This window comes from Stutzerimonas zhaodongensis, from assembly GCF_003696365.1.
GTDB lineage: Bacteria > Pseudomonadota > Gammaproteobacteria > Pseudomonadales > Pseudomonadaceae > Stutzerimonas > Stutzerimonas zhaodongensis.
Map to the genome: position 1 here is coordinate 1,026,110 of NZ_RFFM01000001.1, position 21,589 is coordinate 1,047,698.

Genomic DNA, 21,589 nt, shown 5'->3' on the forward strand with positions numbered 1-21,589 from the left:
TTTCGAGATCCTTGCCTCTGATACCGCCGGACTGCCAACCCCATCCGGTCGGATCAAACACTCAACACTCCAGTGGTGCTGCATCCAACATCATCGCGGCAAATCCAGATACTGGCTTGCAATGGCAGCCAGAGCGTCTACCTACGCAATTCTGGATAGTGCGCGCGCTCAGCAAGAGAGAGTTAACTCTACATGTCCACCCGCTCGAAGATTATCTATACCTTCACCGACGAAGCCCCGGCGCTGGCTACCTACTCGCTTCTTCCCATTGTAGAAGCCTTTGCTGCTGCCGCTGATATAGCGGTCGAAACACGAGACATCTCTCTGGCTGGGCGCATTCTCGCGAGCTTTGCCGATGAGCTGGGCGATAAGAAAGTGGACGACGATCTGGCCAAGCTCGCCGAGCTGACAATCCAGCCGGATGCCAACATCATCAAGCTTCCCAACATCAGCGCCTCCGTACCCCAGCTCAAAGCAGCCATTGCAGAATTGCAAGCGCTGGGCTACAGCATTCCAAACTTCCCCGAAGATCCGCAGACCGACGCAGACAAAGAAATCCGTGCACGTTATGGAAAAGTGCTCGGCAGCGCCGTTAACCCGGTTCTGCGCGAAGGCAACTCCGACCGCCGCGCGCCTGCAGCAGTGAAAGCCTTTGCTCGCAAGCACCCACATTCCATGGGCAAGTGGAGCAAAGCGTCGCAGTCACATGCCGATTACATGCGCGGCGGCGACTTCTTCTCTAGCGAACAGTCGGTCACTATGGATAAAGCCGGTGACGTACGCATCGAGTTCGTCAGCAAGGACGGCAAGGTCGAGGTCAAGAAGCAACTCGCCCTGCAGGAAGGTGAAGTTCTTGACGGAATGTTCATGAGCTGCAACAAGCTGCGTGCCTTCTTCGAAGACACCCTGCAGGACTGCAAGGAAACCGGCGTCATGTGGTCGCTTCACGTGAAGGCCACCATGATGAAGATCTCTCACCCGATCGTGTTCGGCCATGCCGTCAGCGTCTATTACAAGGACGTGTTCGACAAATATGGCGAGCTGTTCAAAGAACTGGGCGTCAATCCAAACAACGGCATCAGCAGCGTTTACGACAAGATCAAGTCGCTGCCCGATTCCCAGCAAGAAGAGATCCTTCACGACATCCACGCCTGCTACGCCGAGCGCCCGGAAATGGCGATGGTCGACTCCGTCAAAGGCATCACGAACCTGCACATTCCGAGCGATGTGATCGTCGATGCATCCATGCCTGCAATGATCCGCAACTCCGGCCAGATGTGGGGCAAGGACGGCAAGCAGAAGGACACCAAAGCGGTGATGCCAGAGAGCACCTATGCTCGCATCTACCAAGAAATGATCAACTTCTGCAAAACCAATGGCGCTTTCGATCCTACCACCATGGGCAGCGTACCGAACGTTGGCCTGATGGCGCAGAAAGCCGAAGAGTATGGCTCGCACGACAAGACTTTCGAAATGCAGGCAGACGGCACCATGCGCGTCGTGTTGGCCGATGGCACCGTGCTGATGCAACACGAAGTCGAGAAAGGCGACATCTGGCGTGCATGTCAAACCAAGGACGCGCCGATCCGCGATTGGGTCAAGCTGGCAGTGACCCGCGCGCGCCAATCCGACACTCCTGCGATTTTCTGGCTCGATCCGGAGCGCGCACATGATCGCGAGCTTCAGAAGAAGGTCGAAACCTATCTGCAGGAGCATGATCTGACCGGCCTGGACATTCGCATGATGGGCTATAACGAAGCGATCCGCGTCAGCATGGAGCGCCTGATCCGCGGCCAGGACACCATCTCGGTGACCGGCAATGTATTGCGCGACTACCTAACCGACCTGTTCCCGATAATGGAGCTGGGCACTTCAGCCAAGATGCTTTCCATCGTTCCTCTGATGGCGGGCGGCGGCATGTACGAGACGGGTGCCGGCGGCTCTGCACCCAAGCACGTTCAGCAGCTGATCGAAGAAAACCACCTACGCTGGGATTCACTTGGTGAGTTTTTGGCACTGGCCGTATCGCTGGAAGAGACCGGGATCAAGACTGACAACCTCAAAGCCAAGCTGCTAGGCAAAGCCTTGGATGCGGCGACCGGCAAGCTGCTCGACAACAACAAGTCTCCTTCGCGCCGTACCGGCGAACTGGACAACCGGGGTAGCCACTTCTATCTGGCACTGTATTGGGCTCAGGAGCTGGCGGCTCAAACCGAAGATCTTGAGTTGCAGGCTCAATTCGCTCCCTTGGCTAAACAGCTGAGCGATAACGAAGAGGCGATTGTTTCTGAGCTTGCAGCTGTCCAGGGCAAGCCGGTCGAGATCGGAGGGTATTACCGCTCCAACCCGGAGTTGACCAGCAAGGTCATGCGTCCTAGCGCAACCTTCAACGCAGCACTCGCCGCGCTGGCCTGACTCATCAGGCGCTGACTGGCGCCGCTGTACCGAAAACCCCGGCCTTATTGCCGGGGTTTTCTTTTTCCAACTCGTTACCCAGCATTACCATCACCATTTTCTTGAACAGAAGAACCGAACATGACCTGGCACCCGCACATTACCGTCGCCACAATCGTCGAAGTCGATGGTCGCTTTCTCATGGTGGAGGAGTCCATAGGCGGTCGCCTCGTTTTGAATCAGCCTGCCGGCCATCTCGAGCCTAATGAAACGCTCCGCCAGGCAGCGATACGTGAAACGCTCGAGGAAACGGGATGGGACATCACCCTTACAGGAGTAATCGGGGTTTACCTATACACAGCGCCCAGTAACGGTGTGACTTATCAACGTATTTGCTTCGCCGCCACTCCGGTCCGTCATCATCCGCAACGAGCGCTCGACACTGGCATCGTAGGGGCGCCTTGGGTCACCCGCGAGGAGCTGGTAGCGCAGCCTGAGCGTTGGCGCAGTGAGCTGATTCTGCGCTGCATTGACGATTACCTGGCCGGGCCGAGCTACGATCTCGACGTTATACGCGATTGACCCCTTTAACCCTTGGCTTGGTCAGCCTGCTAGAATCCCATGCTTTGCATTCAGTCCTGAGTTTCTATGCCTGATTCACCATTAGTTGCTCCTGAAAACCTGCGCGTCATTGTTGGCATGTCCGGCGGCGTCGACTCTTCGGTATCAGCCCTTCTGTTGCTTGAACAGGGCTACCAGGTCGAGGGCCTCTTCATGAAAAACTGGGAAGAAGACGACGGCACCGAGTACTGCACTGCACGGGAAGATCTGGCAGATGCTCAGGCGGTTTGCGACCGGATCGGGATAAAACTGCATACCGCGAATTTCGCATCCGAATACTGGGATAACGTGTTCGAACACTTCTTGGCCGAATACAAAGCCGGCCGGACCCCCAACCCAGACATCCTTTGCAATCGGGAAATCAAATTCAAGGCATTTCTCGACTATGCACTGGCACTGGGTGCCGATCTGATTGCAACCGGACATTATGTGCGTCGACGGGATGTCGATGGTCGAAGCGAGCTGCTCAAAGGGCTCGACCCGAACAAAGATCAGAGTTATTTCCTACACGCTGTAGGCGGCGAGCAGCTGAGCAAGACCTTGTTTCCGGTGGGGGAACTGGAGAAGCCTGCTGTCCGTGCGCTCGCGGAAAAGCACCACCTTGCCACCGCGAAAAAGAAAGACTCGACCGGCATCTGCTTTATTGGGGAGCGCCGCTTCAGTGACTTCCTCAAGCAGTATCTGCCGGCCCAGCCGGGTGACATCGAGACAATCGATGGCGAAGTCATCGGCCGTCATCATGGCCTCATGTATCACACCATTGGCCAGCGACAAGGGCTTGGAATCGGCGGGCTAAAGGACGCGAGCGACGAACCCTGGTATGTGTTGAGCAAAGATCTCGAACGCAACGTGCTTATTGTAGGACAGGGCAATGACCATCCCTGGCTATTCTCGCGAGCCCTTCTAGCGTCGGAAATCTACTGGGTAAATGAAATCGGGTTGAGCGCTCCCCTGAAGCTTACCGCCAAGGTTCGCTACCGCCAGGCGGACCAGGCTTGCACCCTCGAGCGTACATCTAACGGTTATAAAGCGGTGTTCGACGAGCCCCAGCGTGCCGTTACGCCAGGTCAATCCGTAGTGTTCTATCGGGACGAGGTCTGCCTTGGCGGTGGAGTAATCGAGAGTGCTGAACCCTGGTTTACCGGGGACCGCTCATGACGCCTCTTCAGGAACAGCTGGTCGCCCTGGGAGCGGTATTCGAAACCGCCGCGCTGGTCGACCGGATAGCTAGAACGGGGCAGGTGCCGAACGCCGCGCTCGGAAGTGTGCTGGGCAGTCTGCTTGTACGTGAAGACAAGCCAGCATTGGAAATCTACGGAGGGGATGACCTCAACCTCCGTGAAGGTTATCGCGCACTGGTCGGCGCCCTCGAGCGAGATACCAGCAGCCTGCAGCGCGAACCGTTGCGTTACGCGCTGGCGATGATCGGGCTCGAGCGTCAGCTGGATAAGCGCAGCGATATGCTGCAGGTGATCGGCAGCCGGCTGGATCAGATACAGCAACAGGCCGATCACTTCGGCCTCACGCACGAAAACGTCATCGCATCATTCGGCGGCTTGTACCAGGACACGATCAGCACATTCCGCCAGCGCATTCAGGTCCAGGGCGATATGCGCCACCTCCAGCAAAGCGATAATGCTGCAAAGATCCGCGCACTTCTGCTCGCAGGCATCCGCTCGGCACGGCTCTGGCGTCAGCTTGGCGGGCACCGTTGGCAGATGATATTCAGCCGACGCAAATTGCTCGACGAACTGTACCCGTTACTCCGAGCTGAATAAGCGCGACGCGCGGCTCGACCACTGACTTTCCGGCGCGGACGTCCACCGTCATCTTTCATGTATAATCTGCGCCCTCTTTTCGTCGCTCGACTGTCCGAGAATGCCCTCTATGCAGCTTTCCTCGCTCACCGCGGTTTCACCTGTCGATGGCCGCTACGCCAGCAAAACCGGCGCCCTACGCCCCATCTTCAGCGAATTCGGCCTTATTCGCTGCCGCGTTCAGGTAGAAGTACGCTGGCTTCAGCGGCTGGCCGCACATAGCGCAATTCAAGAAGTCCCGCCCTTTTCTGCGCAGGCCAACGCCCTGCTCGACCAATTGGCCGACGATTTTCAGCTGGAGCAGGCCGAACGCGTCAAGGAATTCGAGCGCACTACCAACCACGACGTCAAAGCGGTGGAGTATCTGCTCAAGGAGCAGGCCAAGCAGCTACCAGAACTAGCGAAAGTCAACGAGTTCATCCACTTCGCCTGCACCAGTGAAGACATCAACAACCTTTCCCATGCGCTGATGCTGCGTGCAGGTCGTGACGACGTACTCCTGCCACTGATGCGTCAGTTGGCCGAGTCCATACGTGCATTGGCTATCGAGCATGCCGACGTGCCGATGCTGTCGCGCACACATGGCCAGCCTGCATCGCCGACGACCCTTGGCAAGGAACTGGCCAACGTGGTCTATCGCCTTGAACGCCAGATCGCGCAGGTGGCGGCTGTACCGCTATTAGGAAAGATCAACGGCGCCGTCGGCAACTACAACGCCCATCTTTCCGCCTATCCGGATATCGACTGGGAAGTCAACGCACGGGAGTTCATCGAAGGCGATCTGGGACTTACCTGGAACCCGTACACCACCCAGATCGAGCCGCATGACTACATAGCGGAACTGTTCGATGCAGTGGCGCGCTTCAATACCATTCTGATCGACTTTGACCGAGATATCTGGGGATACATTTCGCTGGGCTACTTCAAACAGCGCACCGTGGCCGGAGAGATCGGCTCTTCAACAATGCCGCACAAGGTCAATCCAATCGACTTCGAGAACTCTGAAGGCAACCTGGGAATCGCGAATGCCGTGCTTCAGCATCTGGCGAGCAAGCTCCCGATATCCCGCTGGCAGCGAGACCTGACCGACTCCACGGTGCTGCGCAATCTAGGCGTCGGTTTTGCGCACAGTGTCATCGCATATGAGGCAAGCCTGAAGGGCATCGGCAAGTTGCAGCTCAACGAAGCGCGCATCGCTGAAGACCTGGACGCTTGCTGGGAAGTACTGGCCGAGCCGATTCAGACCGTCATGCGCCGTTACGCCATCGAGAATCCCTACGAAAAGCTCAAGGAATTGACCCGCGGTAAAGGCATCACTCCAGCGGCCCTGCAGACTTTCATCGATAGCCTGGATATGCCGGCAGAAGCCAAGGAAGCGCTTCGCCAACTCACCCCAGCCACATATGTTGGTAACGCGGCCGCCCAGGCCAAGCGCATCTAATCGTCCCTTTCTATTTGCACGCCCGGCTGTGCCGGGCGTTTTTATTTCAGCTCTGTAGCAGAGCAAGGTAGCTGGCATGACTTCCGATATCCCTTTGCAGATCCTTGGCGGCATCAGCGCACGCGAATTCCTGCGTGACTACTGGCAGAAGAAGCCATTACTGATCCGGCAGGCGCTCCCTTCGTTCGAAAGCCCCATTTCGCCGGACGAACTGGCGGGCCTTTCATTGGAAGACGAAGTCGAGTCTCGTCTGGTGATCGAACACGGCGAAACTCCATGGGAATTGCGCCGCGGTCCCTTCGGCGATGACACTTATCAGAATCTGCCAGAGCGGGATTGGACCCTGCTGGTCCAGGCAGTCGACCAACTGGTTCCAGAGGTCGCAGAACTCATCGAGCATTTCCGCTTCCTGCCCAATTGGCGAATAGATGATGTGATGGTCAGCTTCGCCGCACCTGGTGGCGGCGTCGGGCCACATTTCGATAACTACGATGTTTTCCTGCTCCAGGCCCACGGCCAGCGTAGATGGCGCATCGGGCAAGTATGCGATGGCGATAGCCCGATCCTGCCGCACCCCGATCTCCGCATCCTTTCGGAATTTCATGGGACCGATGAATGGGTGCTCGAGCCGGGCGATATGCTTTACCTACCGCCAAAGCTGGCACATTTCGGCACCGCGGAAGACGCGTGCATGACCTACTCGCTAGGCTTCCGGGCGCCCAGCGCAGCAGAGGTACTGACTCATTTCACCGACTTCCTCGCGCAATTTCTTCCTGACGAAGAGCGTTACAGCGATGCAGATCTGACGCCCGCAGAAGACCCTTATCAAATCCAGAGCGACGCATTGGATCGCTTGCGCGCTATGCTCACCGAGCACATGGGTGACGAGCGACTGCTGCTCACCTGGTTCGGGCAGTTCATGACGGAACCACGCTATCCAGAGCGAGTTCAGGGGTCTGAGCTTGACGAGATTCAATTGTTCGGTGCATTGGATGACGGTGCCATTCTCGTAAGGAACCTGAGTGCCCGCCTTGCCTGGAGCGAGGTTGACATCGGCCTGCTGCTATTCGCGAGCGGGCAGAGCCGACTTCTTCCGGCGCATCTGAAAGACCTGTTGAAACTGATCTGCTCGGCCGATGCGCTACATGCTGCAAATCTCGCACCCTGGCTCAACGACGAGGATGGGCGTAGTCTGGTGCTGGAACTGGTCAAACAGGGAAGTCTGGAGTTTGCTGATGAGTGATATAGAAGTTCGCATCGCCGACTGGCAAAAGGACAACGCTGATCTGCGCCGTATTCGGGAAACAGTTTTTGTCGCTGAACAGTCGGTTCCACCAGAACTGGAGTGGGATGCAGACGACACGGATGCGGTGCACTTCCTCGCACTTGAAAGCGGCTATCCCGTCGGCACTGCCAGGTTGCTCAGTGACGGACATATCGGGCGGGTGTCAGTGCTTCGCGACTGGCGCGGAATGAATGTCGGCGATGCGTTGATGAAAGCCGCCATCGAAGAAGCCGAGCGACGCGGACTCGACGAACAGCGACTGACCGCACAGGTGCATGCCACCCCCTTCTATGAGCGGCTCGGGTTCGAGGTTATCAGTGATGAATTCCTGGAAGCCGGCCTGCCCCATGTCGAGATGTTGAGAAAGCGTAACTGAGGCATCATGAGCATTGACGGCCCGGATCGATCAAAAACTGAGGCTGAGCTGGCCTTGATCGAGTTCAATTCACCGGGTCGATTCACCATCGCCAACCCGTCTGCGACCCTGGCCGAACCCGCTCAGCAGGATCAGGCGCCATTCAGTCTTGGCCTAACGGCGGAGCTCCAGTCATTTGGATCAGCCAACGAGGCACACAGACACTTGATGGCGTTGATAGGCCAGGCCCGCCGCAGCTTGCGCCTGTATTCCCCTGATTTCGAACCCTGGCTGTACAACCACAGTAGCGTTCGGCAAGCCTGCACACGCTTCCTCTTGGATAACCCGCGAAATCGATTGCGAGCCTTGCTCGGGGATTCGTCGCGAGCGGTTAAGCAGGGGCATCAATTGCTTAGCTTGTCTCGAAGATTGAGCAGCAACATGCACATCCGCAAAGTGCACCACGACTACCCGGCACAAACTGATGCGTTTCTCGTTGTGGATGATTGCGGCGTACTGATACGGCCCAAGCCGGACGAGTTTAAAGGCTACGTGCTGTATAACGATCCGGGCCGTGCTCGTCAGCTACAAAGACAATTCGACATGGCGTGGGAACATAGCCTGTCTGACCCCGATCTGCGGAGCTTTTTGTTATGACCCGTTCGTTAATTGCCGTCCTCACCCTCATGGTCACCCTGTCGCTTCAGGCTGCGACGGAAGTCATCCCGCTGAAATTTCGGATGGCCGAAGACGTACTGCCAATCGCAGAGTCGGTTGTAGGTGATCAAGGCAAGATAAATGCTTATGGCAATCAACTGATAATTAACGCTCCTGCCTCGGTCATCAATGAATTGCGCGACGTTTTGGCTCAGCTTGATAACGAGCCTAGACAACTGCTCATCAGCATCGACTCGCAAAACTCTGCGACCAGCGGAGCGAGTGGGTACAGCGTCGACGGCTCAGCTCGGGCGGGGAACGTCGAGGTGCAAACAGGCCGGGGCGAACGAAACGGGCGGGATCAGGTGCGTATCATTCGGCACAGCACGACCAGTGAGGGCGGCGGAATTCAACAGGTACAAGCCACTGAGGGCTACCCGGCACTCATCCAGGTAGGCCAAAGCGTACCCATCACCACCAGCGGTCATGACGGATACGGACAAATTTATCAGCAGACTCAGTTCCGAGATGTCACCCGCGGGTTCTATGCGACAGCCACTATCCATGGAGATCAGGTCCAAGTGACCATCAGCAGTCACCAGGATCGCATGAGCTCCTCACGTCCTGGCGGCATTGATGTGCAGGAGACGAACACCAGCGTTCGGGGAAAGCTGGGTGAATGGATCACACTTGGAGGCATCGACGAAAGTGCCAGCTCCTCTCAAAGCGGTACGCTGCGCCGCTATTCCACCCAAGGTCGCCAAGACCTGTCGCTACGACTGAAAGTAGACACGCTGGATTAGAAAAGTTCGCTATGCCCAGTCGCCAGGTAAAAAAATGTAGTGACCCTAAAAAAGCACTACAAAACAATTGACGAACTTTTTTTGCCAGCGCATTATGGCCCCGCTCCCGCTAACCAGGGGCCCTGGCAAGGGTCTCCGGATCGCACTCAGCCAACCAGCAGAGGCGTTCCGTGACTGTACTGCCCACAAGGCGGACTGACGAGGTTGCGACTGGAACGAGTCGTCCTGAGGGACGGGGAAGCGATTAGCGCATCAGCTCGAGACGTCAGTTTGCTGAACCACGCAACGGCTCCATGCCGATGAGTGCAGGAATGCCACGAATCATTCCGCAGCCAGCCGAAGTCCCCTGCAGGTCGTAACTGCACACCCCTCCTCTTCTTGGTTCAATCCTCGTCTCCGGTCGGTATTTCGACGCTCTGCCACGTGTTGACCGCATCACCAGCGTAAGCGCGTAGGTTTCAGTGGGAACAGTCGGTGCTCACCAAACACGAATTTTTTGAAGGATTGACCCATGTCCGCTTATCAAAACGACATCAAGGCCGTTGCCGCTCTGAAAGAAGCAGCTGGAAGCAGCTGGAGCGCTATCAACCCTGAGTCCGTAGCTCGTATGCGTGCCCAGAACCGCTTCAAGACCGGTCTGGAAATCGCCCAGTACACAGCCGACATCATGCGCAAAGACATGGCTGAGTACGACGCCGACACATCTGTATATACCCAGTCGCTGGGCTGCTGGCATGGCTTCATCGGCCAGCAGAAGATGATCTCCATCAAGAAGCATCTGAAGACGACCAACAAGCGTTACCTCTACCTCTCAGGTTGGATGGTCGCTGCACTGCGCTCCGAGTTCGGCCCATTGCCGGACCAGTCCATGCACGAGAAGACTGCTGTTTCCGACCTTATCGAAGAGCTGTACACCTTCCTGCGTCAGGCCGATAGCCGTGAACTGGACCTGCTGTTCACCGCCATGGACGCCGCTCGCGAAGCGGGCGACACCGCCAAGGCTGCTGAAATCCAGAACCAGATCGACAACTACGAAACCCACATCGTCCCGATCATCGCCGACATCGACGCTGGCTTCGGTAACCCGGAAGCCACCTACCTGCTGGCCAAGCGCATGATCGAAGCGGGTGCTTGCTGCATCCAGATCGAAAACCAGGTATCCGATGAGAAGCAGTGCGGCCACCAAGACGGTAAAGTAACCGTTCCGCATGCCGACTTCCTCGCCAAAATCGCTGCCGTTCGCTACGCCTTCCTCGAGCTGGGCATCGACAACGGCGTGATCGTTGCTCGTACCGACTCCCTGGGCGCCGGCCTGACCAAGCAGATCGCCGTGACCAAAGAGCCGGGCGACCTGGGCGACCTGTACAACTCCTTCCTGGATTGCGAAGAAGTCTCCGAAGCCGCACTGGGCAACGGCGATGTCGTCATCAAGCGCGAAGGCAAGCTGCTACGTCCCAAGCGTCTGCCGTCCAACCTGTTCCAGTTCCGCGCTGGCACCGGCGAAGCCCGCTGCGTACTGGACTGCATCACTTCGCTGCAGAACGGTGCCGACCTGCTGTGGATCGAGACCGAAAAGCCGCACGTTGGTCAGATCGCCGCCATGGTTAACGAAATCCGCAAGACCATCCCGGACGCCAAGCTGGTCTACAACAACAGCCCGTCCTTCAACTGGACCCTGAACTTCCGCCAGCAGGTGTTCGACGCGATGGTTGCCGAAGGCAAGGATGTCTCTGCCTACGACCGCGCCAAGCTGATGAGCGTCGAGTACGACGAGACCGAGCTGGCCCAGATCGCCGACGAGAAGATCCGCACCTTCCAGCGCGACGGTTCGGCCCACGCCGGCATCTTCCACCACCTGATCACCCTGCCGACCTACCACACTGCGGCGCTGTCCACCGATAACCTGGCTAAGGGCTACTTCGCCGATCAGGGCATGCTGGCCTACGTGAAAGGCGTTCAGCGCCAGGAACTGCGTCAGGGTATTGCCTGCGTCAAGCACCAGAACATGGCTGGCTCCGACATCGGCGACAACCACAAGGAGTACTTCGCTGGCGAGGCTGCTCTGAAGGCAAGCGGTAAAGACAACACCATGAACCAGTTCCACTAAAAAGCTGGTCTCGAACTGGGTCGCGAGACCCAGTTCGATGCTATCAGGTGTCTAGGCATCTGCTCTAAAGCTGCTCCTCTGGAGCAGCTTTTTTTTGCGTATGTGATTGGGTGTGGAAACGTAGGTAGACTGCGGCCACTAGGGAGCTCTAGGTGTTCTTGCGTTGCCGTGCGGCCGCTGCTGTTAAGCGCCGCCTTCAACAACCCCGATCGCAGCTCAGCCGAACTTTTTCGCTTAACTGCTTACAACTCTTCGCTTGCCTGGCTTGCACATCTTTCGCGCTCGCAACGAACTGCAACTGCAACGACCCACCCTGATCGGCACTTGCTCTAATCCGCGGTGCGCTTTGCCGCGCGCCTATAGCAAAACTTGGCATCTTCGGACTGCAAGGGCATTTTCACTAGCTGTAGCTCTACGACGCTGCCGGGATACTGTGAAAAGGCGAACATGGACTGACAGCTTCTGGCGCAGAGCCCTTGATCACGGATGCTTTAGCTAGGCACAAAGAATGATCATGACGCCAATCAAGATAATGACTCCAATAACCTGGCGATGGAGCATCAGCGGAATGCTCCTTCCTCGCAGATCCGGATGACGTCAGATTGGCTGGTTTAGCGATCCTACGCTGCCGTGGCTAAAAAAAAGACACAGCAAAAAAAATCCGACACCCTAGGGTGTCGGATTTATCTGGTAAGACCGGTGCTGACGCTTCGCTATATCTATAGTGACAGCCTAGCTACACGATCTTCAAAGGCCAGGTACGAATTAACGGACCTGAGCTTCGACTTCCGCTTCAACGCGACGGTTGACCTGACGGCCTTCCTCGGTGTTGTTGTCGGCAACTGGACGGCTCTCGCCGTAACCGACTGAGTCGACGCGCTGGCTTTCAACGCCATACTGGTTGACCAGAACCTCACGAACAGCCTGAGCACGACGCTCCGACAGGCGCTGGTTGTACTGGTCAGTACCTACCGAGTCAGTGTGACCTTCGACCGTGGTGCTGGTCTGAGGATACTGCTGCATAAAATCGGCTAGGTTCTTGATGTCGCTGTAGCTTTCTTCGCGAACGCGAGCCTTGTCGAAATCGAACTTAACGTCCAGCTCTACGCGAACCAACTCTGGTTCCGGCTCTGGCTCGTTATCAACGATAGGTGCTGGAGCTGGCTCAGGAGTAGGTTCAACCTGAGCGACTTGCTGCTGCGCACCGCCACCGAAGTTCAGACCAACACCTACGCCGGCCATCCACTCGCCTTCGTCAGCATCGATGTTGTACATCCCATCAACGCTCGCCTTGGCAAAGAAGTTTTCGGTGAAGTAGTACTTAACGCCGGTACCGATGTTAGCGAAGGTGCTGCGATCACGACCGCCACGATTGGCTTGTCCGATGCTCTGATGAGCAGCGCCTGCCGATACGTAAGGACGCAGGCCGACACCCGGCTGACCGAAGTGATAGGCAGCATCCAAGGAAGTCAGGCTGCCCTTGATGTTCTTGTGACCGCCCGCGCCAACCGGGTCCTTAGAGGTCAGGTCGTGGTATTCGCCGTACGACAGGCCAAGCGAAACGTCGTCAGTCAGGAAGTAGCTGACGCCAGCTCCGTACAGTTCGCCGTCACGCTGAACGTCGCGAGAGCTATCGGTAAAGTAGTGTTTACCGAATGCTTCCACTTCAACCGCGCCTTGGCCTTGAGCCAGCGCATTAAGAGAAGTGGCAGCAACCAATGAGCTAATTACAACGCCCAAGGTGTTTTTAAGTTTCATCCGTAAATCCCCATCTGGTGGTGAGTATCAGAACAATCTAAGGAAACCGGCTGTCTGTAGGCCCAAGCTGTTCGCTATCAATAGGACAGCTTAATGCCGTTAAGTTTCAGTGATTCCCGAAAATTTTTCGCGTAATTTATCCAGGGCCCGCTTGTAGCGCATCTTCGTTGCGCTTAGTCCCATGTGCATGATGTCGGCAATTTCTTGAAACTCTAGTTCAGCCACAAAGCGAAGAACAAGAATCTCCCGATCAATTTGGTTGACATGAATCAACCACTTATCTAGCGCTGGCTTTTCCTCAAGGCCCGGGGCCTTTTCTTCGGATGCCTCTTCTACAGGATCCAGGCTAAGCGCATCAAGTAGACGGCGTTTGCGACGCTCTTTCCGGTATTGAGTAATGCACTCATTGTACGTGATGCTGTACAGCCAAGTCTTGAACTTAGATTTTCCTTCGAAGTTCTTGAGGCCATACAGAACCTTCAACATCACTTCCTGACAAACATCATCAGCGTCTCGGTCGTTTCCCAAGTAACGTGCACATACGTTGAATAGCGTTCGCTGATAACGACGCATGAGCTCTTCATAAGCACGAGTTATATGAAAAAGTTCAGCATGAGCACGCTGAACCAGCTCCTCGTCGGTCAGCTGGCGTGGGTCGTAGCTCATGGTGGGCGGATGGGCTTTAGTCAAGACGCTTTCGAACCGGCAATAGTCGTGGCGGCCGTTCGCGGTATCCCGCAAAAGGGGCGGCGCACTTTAACAGATCCCCGACCTATCGGCTGCCTACGCGTTGCTCAAGCAGTACTCTATTTGCAACCGAGACCAGCTCGCCTTCATCAGTGAGCAGCAACGTCTTAGCCGTACCGATTTCCTCGATGACTCCCTCCAGTTCGTCAAAACGAACCCGCTGGCCCACTTCGTAAAGCTCACGGACATAAATCCCAGCGAGAATCTGGCTGACCAGCTCGCGGCTACCCAAGCCGAGCGCCAGTGCAACCGCCAACCCGACAGAAATCAACGCGATGGCGATGACGTAATTCAGCAGCTCGGTTTTCACTTCCAACTGGCCGATTGCCACGGAGATGATGATGATGATCACCAGACCTTGCGCGATCCTACCCAGCCCACTTGAATACTCAAGACCAACGCTCTCGGCAGCGCCACGCACCAACCCATTTACCAATTGGGCCAGCAATATGCCAACGAGCAGAATCAGACCTGCGCCAAACACCTTGGGCACGTACAACGCAAGCATATCGAGCGTCGCCGATACGCGAGCAAGGCCGAGCGACTCAGCTGCAGAAACCAGAAAGATGAGCAACACGAACCAATAGACGATCTTGCCGAGCAACGCCGACACTTGGGTGCGAATGCCAGCCCGCGCCAGCATCTTCGTGACTCCAGTACCAGCGACGAGACGATCGAGGCCTAATTTCGCCAATACCTTGGACAGAAGAGCATCCAGCAACTTGGCGACTACGAAACCAATAGCCACCACCAGCAATGCGCCAAACAAACGCGGGATGAACGCAGCAATGGGCGCCCACAGCGCGCTCATCGCACCCAGGAAACTCTGGCTCCAAGGGTCGAATTCCATGATCAATCGGCCTTATCGAAAGAAGAACGTGAGCGGCCATGGCGACGCGTAGTAGCCGAGGCATTCGGTGCACTGCTGAAAGCAATCAGAACGGCCTGTAGCCAGTTCCCCAGCAGGCTGAAAAGGTCACCGGCACCAACCTGGCGATTAGCCGTTTTCAGTACACGGTCCAGACGCGCGTCGTCATGACGCGCTGACTGAGTATTGAGCATGTCCCGTAGGGATTCTTCGAAGGGATCGCGCATGCCTACCTCGTTAACAATGTGACTCTGACGGCATAGCTATACCAGCAGTCACATCACACCCATTTCAATCGGCGAAAGATCCACCACTGAAATCCAGCCACTGCTGCGATGAGCGAGCATGCCACCACGAAGCCATAAGGATTTTCCGACCCCGGAATACCGCCGACGTTGATTCCAAGCAGGCCGGTGAGAAAGCTCATGGGCAGAAAAAACCCGGTAATGATGCCAAGCAAGTACATGGTCCTGTTCATGCGCTCCCGCATTCGCCTTTCCTCGGCTTCGAGTACCAGATTGACGCGCTCACGAACCAGCTCAAGCTCCTCGAGGTAACGGATCAGCCGATTGCTGAGCTCGTTCCAGTAGTCCGTATCGTCATCGACGAACCAGGGCAAGCGGTTTCGCGTGAGCTGTCCGTAGATCTCACGTTGCGGAAGCAGAAAACGCCGCAGCCCCGCGGCTTGTCGCCTTAAAGACAGAAGCTTGTCCTGAGGCGGGGTATAGCGATCGTCTGCTTCGACACGGTCTTCCTCGCTATCAACCTTCTCGGTAAGAACAGCGACGAGCTCATCTACCCGTTCGGTCAAAGCATCTGCGAGCGCAAGCAGGACTTCCGATGAGGTTTTTGGGCCCATGCCTGCTTCCAGCTGCTGAATCACTACCTCCGTCGAGCGCAGCGGTCGCAAACGCAAGGAAATGACTCGTTTTGCGCTGGCAAACACCCGCAGCGAAACCATGTCTTCCGGTTCTGCATCAGGATTCAGATTTACGCCACGAAGGAACAAGAGCAGTTCGTCGTCTGGCAACGCAAGCACCCGCGGTCGGGTGTTTTCCTCAAGCAGTACGTCGCAGGCGAAGGCACTCAAGCCGCTTTGTGTCCTGAGCCATTCACGAGCCTGGACATGGCTGCGATCCCAATGCAGCCACAAGCTTTCTTGCCCTTCGAGCTTCAATAAGGACAGTTCGGCAAAGCCAAGCCTTCGCGCTCCGCCCTGCCCGTCAAGAACAAGAGCGTGAAGAAGCCCCGATTGTGCTAGTTGTTCCGGCAAGACCGCTTTCCTCTCAAAACGTAAAAACCCGGCATAGCCGGGCTTCATGTATGGCAGCCCTTCGTTCAGGCGGGCATTTTCAACTGCTCAGGGGAAACGATGATGCCGTTGTTGTCAGCATAAACGTATTCACCGGGACGGAACGTGACGCCGCAAAAGGTGACGGGGACATTGAGGTCGCCAATGCCACGCTTGTCAGTCTTCATGGGATGGCTGGCCAGCGCTTGTACACCCAACTCAGTCTGGGCAATGACATCAACGTCGCGAATGCAGCCATAGATGACCAGTCCTTCCCAGCCATTGCGCGCGGCCTTTTCGGCAAGCATGTCGCCCAGCAGAGCCCGTCTCAAAGAACCGCCACCATCGACCACTAGCACCTTGCCTGTGCCATCGACATCGACCTGCTCTTTGACCAGCGAATTGTCTTCGAAACACTTGATGGTCACGATCTCACCACCGAAAGAATCGCGCCCTCCAAAGTTGCTGAATATCGGTTCTACCACCTGCACGAGTTCGGGATAGGCGTCGCACAAATCTGGAGTGACGTATTGCATGGAGAATCTCCCTGAGAAGGAACAATCATGTCCAGGCTTTGGAGCTCGATGAAGAGTACTGTCGGCTACCGTCTATGATCGAGGTATCGGCACGAAGCGGCCCGACGACCGTCAAATAAACAGGTACTACAGGCAGCCTGGTGACAGAGGTACACAAGGGCGCAAGCGCCCTTGTTAAGCCTGATTATTACTTGATCTCGGCGTCGGCGAGGAAAAACCAGGTATCGAGTACGGAATCGGGGTTGAGCGATACGCTTTCTATCCCCTGCTCCATCAGCCACTTGGCCAGGTCCGGGTGATCGGATGGGCCCTGACCACAGATCCCGATGTACTTGCCTGCCTTGTTACAGGCTTCGATGGCATTCGCAAGAAGCTTCTTCACTGCAGGATTACGCTCATCGAACAGGTGGGCAATGATGCCGGAATCCCGATCAAGGCCCAGCGTAAGCTGAGTCATGTCATTGGAACCGATGGAGAAACCGTCGAAGAATTCGAGGAATTCATCAGCCAACAATGCGTTAGAAGGCAGCTCACACATCATGATGATGCGCAGACCATTCTCGCCGCGCTTCAGACCGAACTGACCGAGGATATCGATGACCTGCGACGCCTCGCCCAGAGTTCTTACGAACGGTACCATCAGTTCGACGTTGGTCAGCCCCATCACGTCGCGAACCTTGCGCATGGCACGGCATTCGAGCTCGAAGCAATCGCGGAAGGACTCGCTGATATAGCGCGACGCACCACGGAAGCCCAGCATCGGGTTTTCTTCTTCCGGCTCGTAAAGCTTGCCACCGATCAGGTTGGCGTACTCGTTGGATTTGAAGTCAGACAAACGCACGATGACTTTTTTCGGCCAGAAAGCCGCTGCCAACGTGCTTACGCCTTCAACCAGCTTTTCTACATAGAAGTCGACGGGGTCACCGTAACCGGCAATACGCTTTTCGACACTGCTTTTAACGTCTGCAGGCAGTCCGTCGAAGTTGAGCAAGGCCTTGGGGTGAACGCCGATCATGCGGTTGATGATGAACTCTAGACGTGCCAAACCGACGCCTTCGTTTGGCAGTTGCGCGAAATCGAACGCTCGATCCGGGTTGCCGACGTTCATCATGATCTTGAACGGCAATTCGGGCATGGCGTCGATTGAGTTCTGGCGGATATCGAAGCCGAGCTCGCCCTCGAATATCAGCCCGGTGTCGCCTTCGGCGCAGGTGACTGTCACACGCTGGCCATCCTGCAGCAGCTCGGTTGCGTTACCGCAGCCAACGACAGCCGGGATACCCAGCTCGCGCGCAATGATGGCCGCGTGGCAAGTACGGCCACCGCGGTTGGTGACGATGGCGCTGGCGCGCTTCATCACAGGCTCCCAATCCGGATCGGTCATGTCGGAGACCAGTACGTCGCCCGGCTGAACCTTGTCCATCTCGGATACGTCATGGATGATCTTGACCGGGCCAGCGCCGATGCGCTGACCGATGGCACGGCCCTCGACCAGGACCTTACCTTTCTCTTTCAGCAGGTAACGCTCCATAACGTTTGCGCTACTGCGGCTCTTAACTGTTTCCGGACGTGCCTGAACGATGTACAGCTGATTGTCGTCGCCGTCTTTAGCCCATTCGATGTCCATCGGACGACCATAATGTTTCTCGATGGTCATGGCTTGTCTGGCGAGATTGGCCACCTCTTCGTCGGTCAGGCAGAAGCGCATACGGTCTGCTTGATCAACGTCGACGGTTTTAACCGACTTGCCGGCGCTGGCCTCTTCCCCGTAGATCATCTTGATCGCTTTGCTGCCGAGGTTACGGCGCAGGATGGCGGGACGACCGGCTTCCAGGGTGTGCTTGTGAACGTAGAATTCATCGGGATTGACCGCGCCTTGCACTACGGTCTCTCCCAGGCCATAGGCGCCAGTGATGAACACCACGTCACGGAAGCCCGATTCGGTATCGAGAGTGAACATCACCCCAGCTGTACCGGTTTCGGAGCGCACCATACGCTGCACGCCGGCCGACAGGGCGACCAATTTGTGGTCAAAGCCCTGGTGGACGCGATAGGCGATAGCACGATCATTGAAGAGTGATGCGAATACTTCCTTGGCAGCGCGGATGACATTGTCCACGCCACGGATATTCAGGAAGGTTTCCTGCTGACCGGCGAACGAGGCGTCTGGCAGGTCTTCGGCTGTAGCCGAGGAGCGAACAGCAACGGCCATGTTGTCGTTGCCGCCCGACATCTGCGCGAACGCTGTACGAATGTCGGCATCGAGTTTCGGAGGGAATTCGGCCTCCATAACCCAGCCACGAATCTGAGCGCCGGCTTTGGCAAGGGCGTTGACGTCATCAACATCCAGCGCATCGAGAAGCGCATGGATTTGCTCGTTGAGACCGCTGAGCTCCATGAAATCACGATAGGCCTGGGCCGTAGTGGCGAAACCGCCTGGCACCGAAACGCCCGCGCCTGCGAGGTTGCTGATCATCTCGCCTAGGGAGGCGTTCTTGCCCCCTACACGCTCAACATCATGATTGCCGAGCTTATCGAGGGAAACTACGTACTCTACCAAGGTGATCTCTCCACGTTTTGTTGGAAACTCGGTTCGTGCCCATCCGCGGCACGATGGCCTGGCCCTGCGAAATAAGTAACAATGCCCGCCAATCGAGGCTCGGCGAAGAGCCTACTATAGCTGAGAGCCGTTCTTGACTTAAGGTCCCAGAAGCAATGAAACGAACTGCATTCTTCATCTCCGACGGTACCGGAATCACAGCCGAAACGCTCGGCCAGAGCCTGTTGGCACAGTTCGAAAACATAAGCTTCACCAAGCTCACCCGGCCGTACATAGATACAGCCGAAAAAGCGCGAGCAATGGTACAGCAAATCAATAAAGCGGCAGAAAACGACGGCGCGCGCCCGATCATATTCGATACGTTGGTGAACCAGGAGATCCGCGACATCCTCGCCGAGTCCAATGGCTTCATGATCGACATCTTTTCGTCTTTCCTTGCTCCGCTTGAACATGAGCTGATGTCACGTTCTTCTTATTCTGTCGGCAAATCTCATTCGATCAGCCATAACGCCAACTACATGGAGCGAATTGACGCAGTCAATTTCGCTCTGGATAACGACGACGGCGCCCGCACGCACTACTACGACAAGGCAGACCTGATTTTGGTCGGTGTCTCCAGGTGCGGCAAAACGCCCACCTGCCTTTATATGGCAATGCAGTACGGCATTCGGGCAGCGAACTATCCACTGACCGAAGACGACATGGAACGCCTGCAACTGCCTACCGCCTTGAAAACCCACCGCGACAAGTTGTTCGGTCTGACCATCGATCCGGACCGGCTTACCGCCATCCGCAACGAGCGCAAACCCAACAGCCGTTACGCAAGCTTCTCTCAGTGCGAATTCGAAGTCCGCGAGGTGGAGAACCTGTTCCGCCGCGAGAACATCAACTACATCAACTCGACGCACTTCTCGGTAGAGGAGATCTCGGCCAAGATCCTGGTGGAAAAAGGCGTTGAGCGTCGACTCAAATGAAGTGCCGCATCGCTAGACAACAAAAAGTCCGCTTGGTGCGGACTTTTTGATTTTTAGCGCACCAGAATTCGTGCGTTATCGGTCGGTAACGCTGTCATAGGCCTTCACCGGGCACACGAACCCAGCCTTCCATCAGTACACGAGCGCTGCGGCTCATGATGGCCTTGGTCACGCACCAATTCCCTTCTATCTGCTTGGCCTCTGCACCGACACGCAGCGTGCCGGAGGGGTGCCCGAAGCGCACCGCCTCACGTTCTCCGCCGCCGGCCGCGAGGTTGACCAGTGTGCCTGGCACCGCAGCAGCAGTGCCGATGGCAACCGCGCAGGTGCCCATCATGGCGTGATGCAGCTTACCCATGGAAAGTGCCCTAACCAGCAAGTCGACATCGGCAGCGTCGATATCCTTGCCGGAAGACGCCCGGTAGTTTTTCGGCCGAGAAACGAAAGCGACCTTAGGTGTGTGCTGACGGGTCAGCGCCTCATCCGCCGTCTTGATCAGCCCCATGCGCAATGCGCCGGCCACGCGAATCGCCTCCAGCCGGGCAAGGTCTCCAGGACTGCCGTTTATCTGTTCGCGCAGCTCGATACCTTGATAACCGATGTCTTCAGCGTTGACGAACACGGTGGGAATACCCGCACTGATCATGGTCGCTTTGAGGGTTCCAATGCCAGGCACGTCCAAGTCGTCGATCAGGTTGCCGGTGGGGAACATCGAACTGCCTTCCTCGCCTTCATCGGACGGATCGAGAAACTCCAATACGATCTCTGCGGATGGAAAGGTCACGCCGTCGAGTTCGAAGTCACCGGTTTCCTGAACCTGGCCGTCGGCGACCGGTACGTGAGCAATGATGGTCTTGCCGATATTTGCCTGCCAGATCCGCACAACACAGGTGCCGTTCTGAGGAATGCGCTCGGCATCTACCAGGCCGGCATGCAGGGCAAACGCACCGGCTCCGGTCGACAGGTTGCCGCAATTGCCGCTCCAATCGACGAAGGGCTTGTCGATAGATACCTGACCATATAGGTACTCGACGTCGTGATCAGGCCGGTTGCTTTTCGACAGGATCACGCATTTGCTGGTACTGGACGTGGCGCCGCCCATGCCGTCGATATGTGCAGAGTAAGGGTCTGGGCTACCGATCACGCGCATGAACAGCTTGTCTCGGGCCGCACCCGGGACCTGGCAGCTTTCGGGCAGGTCCTGCAACCGGAAGAAAACGCCCTTGCTGGTACCGCCGCGCATGTAGGTTGCGGGAATCTTGATCTGGGGTTGATGAGCCATGAGTGAGTCCCGGCTGAAAATTAATGGGCTTATACGGCGGATCAAGCGTCCCCAATCCACCGCTCAAGCTGGCGTGGTGGATGGAGAAAGCAC

General features: G+C 56.6%; 19 protein-coding genes. 11 read left to right on the forward strand and 8 right to left on the reverse strand.

Features of this window, described 5'->3' with window-relative positions:
- Positions 1-192: 192 nt before the first annotated feature.
- The 10 genes from EA797_RS04695 to EA797_RS04740 all read left to right on the forward strand — a co-directional run bounded on the left by EA797_RS04695 (position 193) and on the right by EA797_RS04740 (position 11,480).
- Positions 193-2,415 carry an NADP-dependent isocitrate dehydrogenase gene (locus EA797_RS04695; protein ID WP_122163989.1) on the forward strand — a complete coding sequence of 741 codons (2,223 nt, stop codon included), beginning with the start codon at positions 193-195 and terminating at the stop codon, positions 2,413-2,415.
- 120 nt (positions 2,416-2,535) lie between these two features.
- Positions 2,536-2,976: an NUDIX hydrolase gene (locus EA797_RS04700; RefSeq protein WP_122163990.1), complete on the forward strand. Its 441-nt coding sequence runs from the start codon at positions 2,536-2,538 to the stop codon at positions 2,974-2,976.
- Between the two features lie 66 nt (positions 2,977-3,042).
- Positions 3,043-4,173 carry a tRNA 2-thiouridine(34) synthase MnmA gene (gene mnmA, locus EA797_RS04705; RefSeq protein ID WP_167468766.1) on the forward strand — a complete coding sequence of 377 codons (1,131 nt, stop codon included), beginning with the start codon at positions 3,043-3,045 and terminating at the stop codon, positions 4,171-4,173.
- Positions 4,170-4,793, forward strand: a complete 624-nt coding sequence (hflD, locus tag EA797_RS04710; protein WP_122163991.1) for a high frequency lysogenization protein HflD — start codon at positions 4,170-4,172, stop codon at positions 4,791-4,793. The genes mnmA and hflD overlap by 4 nt, the downstream gene beginning before the upstream one ends.
- A 109-nt stretch (positions 4,794-4,902) precedes the next feature.
- A complete protein-coding gene (purB, locus tag EA797_RS04715; RefSeq protein ID WP_122163992.1) occupies positions 4,903-6,273 on the forward strand; it encodes an adenylosuccinate lyase in 1,371 nt (456 codons plus the stop codon).
- Positions 6,274-6,349: 76 nt separating this feature from the next.
- A complete protein-coding gene (locus tag EA797_RS04720) occupies positions 6,350-7,516 on the forward strand; it encodes a ribosomal protein uL16 3-hydroxylase (protein ID WP_122163993.1) in 1,167 nt (388 codons plus the stop codon).
- Positions 7,509-7,934 carry a GNAT family N-acetyltransferase gene (locus tag EA797_RS04725; protein ID WP_122163994.1) on the forward strand — a complete coding sequence of 142 codons (426 nt, stop codon included), beginning with the start codon at positions 7,509-7,511 and terminating at the stop codon, positions 7,932-7,934. Before EA797_RS04720 ends, EA797_RS04725 begins: the two co-directional genes overlap by 8 nt.
- A gap of 6 nt (positions 7,935-7,940) precedes the next feature.
- On the forward strand, positions 7,941-8,570 hold the full coding sequence (locus EA797_RS04730; RefSeq protein ID WP_122163995.1) for a DUF7931 domain-containing protein: 630 nt from the start codon (positions 7,941-7,943) through the stop codon (positions 8,568-8,570).
- On the forward strand, positions 8,567-9,373 hold the full coding sequence (locus EA797_RS04735; RefSeq protein ID WP_122163996.1) for a secretin N-terminal domain-containing protein: 807 nt from the start codon (positions 8,567-8,569) through the stop codon (positions 9,371-9,373). The genes EA797_RS04730 and EA797_RS04735 overlap by 4 nt, the downstream gene beginning before the upstream one ends.
- Before the next feature lie 511 nt (positions 9,374-9,884).
- Positions 9,885-11,480: an isocitrate lyase gene (locus EA797_RS04740; protein WP_122163997.1), complete on the forward strand. Its 1,596-nt coding sequence runs from the start codon at positions 9,885-9,887 to the stop codon at positions 11,478-11,480.
- Positions 11,481-12,245: 765 nt separating this feature from the next.
- Here EA797_RS04740 and EA797_RS04745 read toward each other — a convergent pair.
- The 7 genes from EA797_RS04745 to ppsA form a co-directional block, all read right to left on the reverse strand.
- Positions 12,246-13,238 (reverse strand): OmpA family protein, encoded by a 993-nt coding sequence (locus EA797_RS04745; protein WP_122163998.1) that lies wholly within the window; start codon positions 13,236-13,238, stop codon positions 12,246-12,248.
- Positions 13,239-13,337: 99 nt separating this feature from the next.
- Positions 13,338-13,904, reverse strand: coding sequence for an RNA polymerase sigma factor SigX (sigX, locus tag EA797_RS04750; protein WP_122163999.1), 567 nt, complete (start codon positions 13,902-13,904; stop codon positions 13,338-13,340).
- Between the two features lie 106 nt (positions 13,905-14,010).
- The gene (locus tag EA797_RS04755; RefSeq protein ID WP_122164000.1) at positions 14,011-14,835 is read right to left on the reverse strand and encodes a mechanosensitive ion channel family protein; all 825 of its coding nucleotides are present in this window, start codon (positions 14,833-14,835) and stop codon (positions 14,011-14,013) included.
- A gap of 2 nt (positions 14,836-14,837) precedes the next feature.
- Positions 14,838-15,080, reverse strand: coding sequence for a CrfX protein (locus EA797_RS04760; RefSeq protein WP_122164001.1), 243 nt, complete (start codon positions 15,078-15,080; stop codon positions 14,838-14,840).
- A 53-nt stretch (positions 15,081-15,133) separates the two neighbouring features.
- On the reverse strand, positions 15,134-16,174 hold the full coding sequence (locus EA797_RS04765) for a zinc transporter ZntB (RefSeq protein ID WP_122164002.1): 1,041 nt from the start codon (positions 16,172-16,174) through the stop codon (positions 15,134-15,136).
- A 17-nt stretch (positions 16,175-16,191) separates the two neighbouring features.
- Entirely contained in the window at positions 16,192-16,680 is a 489-nt protein-coding gene (rraA, locus tag EA797_RS04770; RefSeq protein WP_122164003.1) for a ribonuclease E activity regulator RraA, read from the reverse strand.
- Positions 16,681-16,867: 187 nt separating this feature from the next.
- Positions 16,868-19,240 carry a phosphoenolpyruvate synthase gene (gene ppsA / locus EA797_RS04775; protein ID WP_122164004.1) on the reverse strand — a complete coding sequence of 791 codons (2,373 nt, stop codon included), beginning with the start codon at positions 19,238-19,240 and terminating at the stop codon, positions 16,868-16,870.
- Between the two features lie 155 nt (positions 19,241-19,395).
- Here ppsA and ppsR point away from each other — a divergent pair, with 155 nt between their 5' ends.
- The gene (gene ppsR, locus EA797_RS04780; protein ID WP_122164005.1) at positions 19,396-20,214 is read left to right on the forward strand and encodes a posphoenolpyruvate synthetase regulatory kinase/phosphorylase PpsR; all 819 of its coding nucleotides are present in this window, start codon (positions 19,396-19,398) and stop codon (positions 20,212-20,214) included.
- A 94-nt stretch (positions 20,215-20,308) separates the two neighbouring features.
- Here ppsR and prpF read toward each other — a convergent pair whose 3' ends face one another.
- Positions 20,309-21,496, reverse strand: a complete 1,188-nt coding sequence (gene prpF, locus EA797_RS04785) for a 2-methylaconitate cis-trans isomerase PrpF (RefSeq protein ID WP_122164006.1) — start codon at positions 21,494-21,496, stop codon at positions 20,309-20,311.
- Between the last annotated feature and the right edge of the window lie 93 nt (positions 21,497-21,589).